Origin of the sequence: Novosphingobium sp. ST904 (genome assembly GCF_001298105.1) — a bacterium.
Lineage (GTDB): Bacteria > Pseudomonadota > Alphaproteobacteria > Sphingomonadales > Sphingomonadaceae > Novosphingobium.
Genome location: NZ_LGJH01000060.1, coordinates 1 through 4,602 on the forward strand (window position 1 = coordinate 1; position 4,602 = coordinate 4,602).

Genomic DNA, 4,602 nt, shown 5'->3' on the forward strand with positions numbered 1-4,602 from the left:
TACGGGCGCAAAATTTCATTTTCCAACCAATGCCCACACCCCCGAAGGAGAATGGTGCGCCCGGAACGATTCGAACGTCCGACCCTCAGATTCGTAGTCTGATGCTCTATCCAGCTGAGCTACGGGCGCGTTGGAGAGGCGCCAATAGGAGCGGTTCGCTCTGCCGTCAACGCCTATATTGCCTTCTGGCGCAGGAATATGGATAACTTTTTCGCAAGGGGATAATCGAGCGGCGGCATCGAGAGATCGGCGATCGCATCCGGGCCATACCATCCGAGCGCTTCCGCCTCGATCGGTCGCGGTTCGCGGCCCCATTCACGGCATGCATATAGAAGAATGACAATGGCCCGTCCTGCCCGGCCATCCTTTCCGGCCGCACCCGGCCCACTGGCAAAGCCGACAGGCACCAGCGAAGCCGGATCGACGGACAGACCCAGTTCCTCTTCCAGTTCCCGCGCAGCGGCCTGCTCCGGCGTTTCGCCCGGATCGACCTTGCCGCCGGGAAACTCCCAAAGTCCGCCGTGCATCGACGTGTAGGGCCTTTGCTGCATCAAGACCTGCCCATCCCCGCGCACCAGCGCCACGGCGACAACCAACAGGGGTGTAAAGGAATTTTCCAGTTTAACGCCCTCCTTTAGGAACTCTTTAACGCTAAAATGCTATTTTATGAAATACTCAGGTCAGGTGCAGGTATTCATGACTATTGATTCAGTCATAATCAGACTCGTCAAAGACAAGTCCGGCGCTACTGCCGTTGAATACGCCTTGATCCTTGCGATGATCGTCCTCGTCATGATCGTTGCTCTGGACGGCGTCGCCACCGAGACCGTTGGCATTTGGGACAATATCGCTGAAAAGTCGGCCGCAGCCACATCGGGTCAGTGAAAACGTTTCCGGTTTAAGTTTTTTTCAACACTTGTGGGGCATTCCTAAGCCTGTCCAAAGCGCCGAAGCGAGTGCCTGGCGGGGCGGACCGGGTACACAAGACTGCTTTCATTCAGGAGACACCACATGAAGTTCCTCGCCAAGCTGCGCCGCAACGAACAGGGCGCCACCGCCATCGAATACGGCCTGATCGCCGCCCTCATTGCCGTTGCCGCGATCGCCGCGATGCAGGGCATGGGCTCGCAGCTCAAGTCGACCTTCGAAAAGACCTCGACCACGCTTGAGAACGCGAACGCCGACTAAGCCCGGCCGCGACGAGCGAAAACAGATCGGGGCGGCGGGGAAACCCGCCGCCCCTTTCGTTTGCGGTTCGTACGAAGGCGAACTCAGTAAGTCACTATCTTGACCTTCTGCCCCGGAACCAGGCGCGTTCCGGCCTGCATGCCGTTGAGCACCAGGAACCGATCCAGCGCGGCATCCGTGTAAGCCATCCGGCCGGCCAGCGATTGCACGGTGTCGCCCGCCTTTACAGTCAGCACGGAGAGACGGCGCGGACGGACCTGCCCGGCTTCGGCAACCGAAATCCGGCGCATGCTCTTGAACATCCCATTGAACGCCCCGGCACCGCCCACACGGGTGATCGTCACGAAGTGATAGGCTTTTCCGCCTCCAAAATCATAAGCGAAGACCGTCACGTCCACCGGCCCGCTCGATGCCTGAACCCGCGCCACGCCGTAAGCAGCCGAAAGACCGTTCACATTCGCCCGCTCGATGCTGGAAGGCACGATTCGCGCCTGCCCCGATTCGGTCAGGCTGGAAAACACCGACTGGATGTAGGCGTCGAGCCCGGTCCCCATCTGCCCGCCGGAAAACTGCGCCTTGCCCGATTCCCCATTGATCGACACGGCCTGGGTTTTGTTGACGAGATAGAAGCCGTTAGGTGCCTCGAAGGCCAGCCGCAGTTCCGGATGCGTGAAGCGATTCCCGTCGATCATGCCCTGCTTGGGATCGTCGCCGTAGACCAGCCCGTCGATTCGGGTGAGGAATACGTCGCGATTCGTCATTCCCGATGCGCCGCTCCCCGCCTGCGCAAGCGCGTCCCGCACGCGAGAGGCAGGGTCGGGGTGCGTGGAAGCCCATTGCGGCACCTGATTCGCCGAGCCGCGCAATTGCGCCTCAAGCGCATTCTGGCGCGCCAGGCTGTCGAGCACGGTACTCATCGCACGCGGATCGTATCCGGCACGCTTGAGATAGGTAATGCCGAGACGGTCGGCTTCCAGTTCCTGGGAGCGCGAGTATTTGAGCGTCAGCATCTGCGAACCTTGGGAGGCGATCTGCTGGCCCAGCCGCCCGAACGCATTGTCGCCCAGCAGAACCCCGGAGAGAACCGAGCCGAGCACGCCCAGCAACTGGTTGCGCGATGCCGCTTGCTGCCGTTTGGCCGAATGTCTCGCCGCCACGTGGCCGACCTCATGACCCAGCACGCCCGCCAGTTCCGCCTCGTTGTTCATGAGTGCGGTAAGCTGCCGGGTCACGTAGATGTAGCCACCGGGGATGGCGAAGGCGTTGTTCACCGGTGAATTCAGCAGCGTCACGGTGAAATCGCCGCGCGCGTTGGACAGACCGGACTGCACGGCGATGGTCTTGCCCACCTGCTCGACATAGGCGGCCTGCGGCCCCGTCACCGAGCCGCCGAATTCGGCGAGCAGGTCGGGATGGGCCTTGGCGCCCTCTGCCTTGTCGGCGCGGCTGATCGCACTGACTGTCGCGGGATAGCCGCGGCGGCCGACGCCATGCCGGTGGCGGTCGGCAGGAATGACATGGCGGCGGCAGTAACCGCCATTACCGACCGGCTCCTGACTGAATGAACTGCGAACATGGCCCCTTCCCCTCCGGCTATCTTGATCTGCGTCTTCTTCCCGTCAGGCAACGGCAAGCGCAAGTGGTTGTTCCCGCTCTTTTCACCCCCGCGCGAGGGGGTGGCGGGCATTCACCAGTGCGACCAGCCGCGCACTGTCGACATGCGTGTAGATCTGCGTCGTCGCGATGTCGGCGTGTCCCAGCAACATCTGGAGGACGCGCAGGTCCGCGCCGCCTTCCAGCAGATGCGTCGCGAAAGCATGGCGCAGGACATGCGGCGAGACGCGCGTGGGATCGATATCCGCCCTCGCGGCCAGTGCGCGCAGCAGCTGGAACAGGCGCACCCTTGTCAGATGCCCGCTCTCTCCGCTCGAAGGGAACAGGAACTTCGAATTTCCGCGCCTCACCGCCAGCCACTGGGTCAGCACCGACCTTGCGCGCCCGCTCACCGGCACCATGCGCTGTTGCCCGCCCTTGCCGGTAACATGGAGAAACGGCGCATCGCGGGGCACCGCCGCGAGCGGCAGGGAGACCAGTTCGGTTGCGCGCAGCCCCGATCCGTAGAGCAGTTCCAGCAAGGCCAGCAGCCGGACCGCATCCGACCGTCCGCCCCGTGCCTCCGCTTCGGCCGTGGCCAGAAACCGTTCGACTTCCTCGTGAGAAAGCAGGCGCGGCAAGGGACGGCGGGTGCGCGGACGCGGCAGGGAACCTGAGGGATCGTCGCCCCGCGCCCCCTCGTCGACCAGGAAGCCGTAGAACTGCCGCAGCGCGGAGCAGCGCCGCGCAAGGCTCGACGCAGCAAGGCCGCTCCACGCATCTCCGAGCCTGGCCAGAGCATCGCCATCGGCCGTCTCGATATCGCCGAGCGCCTCAGCCGCTGCCACGAGGTCGCGGCGATAGGCGGCCAGCGTATTGGCCGCCGCTCCGCGTTCGGCCGCCAGCATGGCCAGGAAACGCTCGGCGTGACCTTCGCCGACCATGCCGCGTCAGGCCCGTGCCACGGCTTCCGCAGCGATCATCCGCGCCTCTGCGTCAAGCCCGACCGTGCGCAGCGCCGAAACGATGTGATAGAGATAGCGCGGGGTCATACGCTGCCAGTTGGCCCCTTGCATGCCGAGCCCGGCCAATAGCGCCACACTGGCCGGATCACCGGCTGCAGCCGCCTTGTCGATCGCGGCCGTGAACAGGGTCGTGCTGTCGAGTTGCAGGCCCCATTCGCCCGAGTAGCGCGAGGCCACGCCCTGATCTACGCGTTCCAGACCGGCAAGCCCCGCGACGAGGAAGGCGCTCTTTCGCTTGTTCCGGCTTTCGTCGGCATCGAAATACGTGCTGATCGCCCCCGAATCCACGGAGCGTATCCGGCCCGGCGCCGCCAGTGTCAGCAGCCCCCAGCCCTCGCTGCCGGACGCAACGATCGAAGACCACGCCAGCGCATTGGTATCGTAACCGGCTGCCAGCATCGAGGCGATCAGCGCCGAGGCATCCGCTTCCATGTCCTTGCTCGGCGCGATGCGGGCGGCGGCGGCGGCCGTCAGCACCTGCCGCGAATAGGCCGCATCGGCCCCGCCGGCACCGTTCCACAAGCTCTGCATTGCCGAGAACCGCGCTGCGGGAGCGTCCAGCGTATAGGCATCGCGCAGGCTTTCCGCCCCCTTCTGCCATTCGCCGGTAACATCCCCATCCGCGTAGATCTGGGCGTAGAGATCGACCATCGCCGCATTCGAGAGCACACCTGCCCCGCCCGCCCGGTCTGCCGCGACCGCGCGCCGTTCCAGCCCGACCATCGGAGCCAGCGCCGTGGCATAGGCATACATCGGTCGCGCGCGTGGCATAGGCATACATCGGTCGCGCGCGCGC

Annotated in this window: 4 protein-coding genes, 1 tRNA gene and 2 pseudogenes; 2 read left to right on the top strand and 5 right to left on the bottom strand. The window is 64.3% G+C overall.

Annotated features, from left to right (window positions below; genetic code table 11):
- Positions 1-52 precede the first annotated feature (52 nt).
- Together ADT71_RS00585 and ADT71_RS00590 are read right to left on the bottom strand one after the other, a co-directional pair.
- Positions 53-129: transfer RNA gene (locus ADT71_RS00585), tRNA-Arg, on the bottom strand.
- 44 nt (positions 130-173) lie between these two features.
- Entirely contained in the window at positions 174-551 is a 378-nt protein-coding gene (locus ADT71_RS00590) for a (deoxy)nucleoside triphosphate pyrophosphohydrolase (RefSeq protein ID WP_231635452.1), read from the bottom strand.
- A 145-nt stretch (positions 552-696) separates the two neighbouring features.
- Here ADT71_RS00590 and ADT71_RS00595 point away from each other — a divergent pair, with 145 nt between their 5' ends.
- Together ADT71_RS00595 and ADT71_RS00600 are read left to right on the top strand one after the other, a co-directional pair.
- Entirely contained in the window at positions 697-885 is a 189-nt protein-coding gene (locus ADT71_RS00595; protein ID WP_054434197.1) for a Flp family type IVb pilin, read from the top strand.
- Between the two features lie 126 nt (positions 886-1,011).
- Positions 1,012-1,188: a Flp family type IVb pilin gene (locus ADT71_RS00600; protein WP_054434193.1), complete on the top strand. Its 177-nt coding sequence runs from the start codon at positions 1,012-1,014 to the stop codon at positions 1,186-1,188.
- 83 nt (positions 1,189-1,271) lie between these two features.
- On the opposite strand, the pseudogene ADT71_RS00605 reads toward ADT71_RS00600, so the two are convergent.
- From ADT71_RS00605 to ADT71_RS00615, 3 genes and pseudogenes are all read right to left on the bottom strand, one after another.
- Positions 1,272-2,707: pseudogene (locus ADT71_RS00605) on the bottom strand (M48 family metalloprotease).
- A gap of 139 nt (positions 2,708-2,846) precedes the next feature.
- Positions 2,847-3,725: a tyrosine recombinase gene (locus ADT71_RS00610; protein ID WP_054434195.1), complete on the bottom strand. Its 879-nt coding sequence runs from the start codon at positions 3,723-3,725 to the stop codon at positions 2,847-2,849.
- A gap of 6 nt (positions 3,726-3,731) precedes the next feature.
- Positions 3,732-4,602 (bottom strand): annotated as a pseudogene (locus ADT71_RS00615) (hypothetical protein); the annotation flags it as partial.

What these genes read in the sequence shown, in the direction of transcription:
- ADT71_RS00590 (WP_231635452.1), bottom strand. Translation starts at nt 551, where the DNA reads ATGCAGCAAAGGCCCTACACGTCGATGCACGGCGGACTTTGGGAGTTT.
- ADT71_RS00600 (WP_054434193.1), top strand. Translation starts at nt 1,012, where the DNA reads ATGAAGTTCCTCGCCAAGCTGCGCCGCAACGAACAGGGCGCCACCGCC.
- ADT71_RS00610 (WP_054434195.1), bottom strand. Translation starts at nt 3,725, where the DNA reads ATGGTCGGCGAAGGTCACGCCGAGCGTTTCCTGGCCATGCTGGCGGCC.
- ADT71_RS00595 (WP_054434197.1), top strand. Translation starts at nt 697, where the DNA reads ATGACTATTGATTCAGTCATAATCAGACTCGTCAAAGACAAGTCCGGC.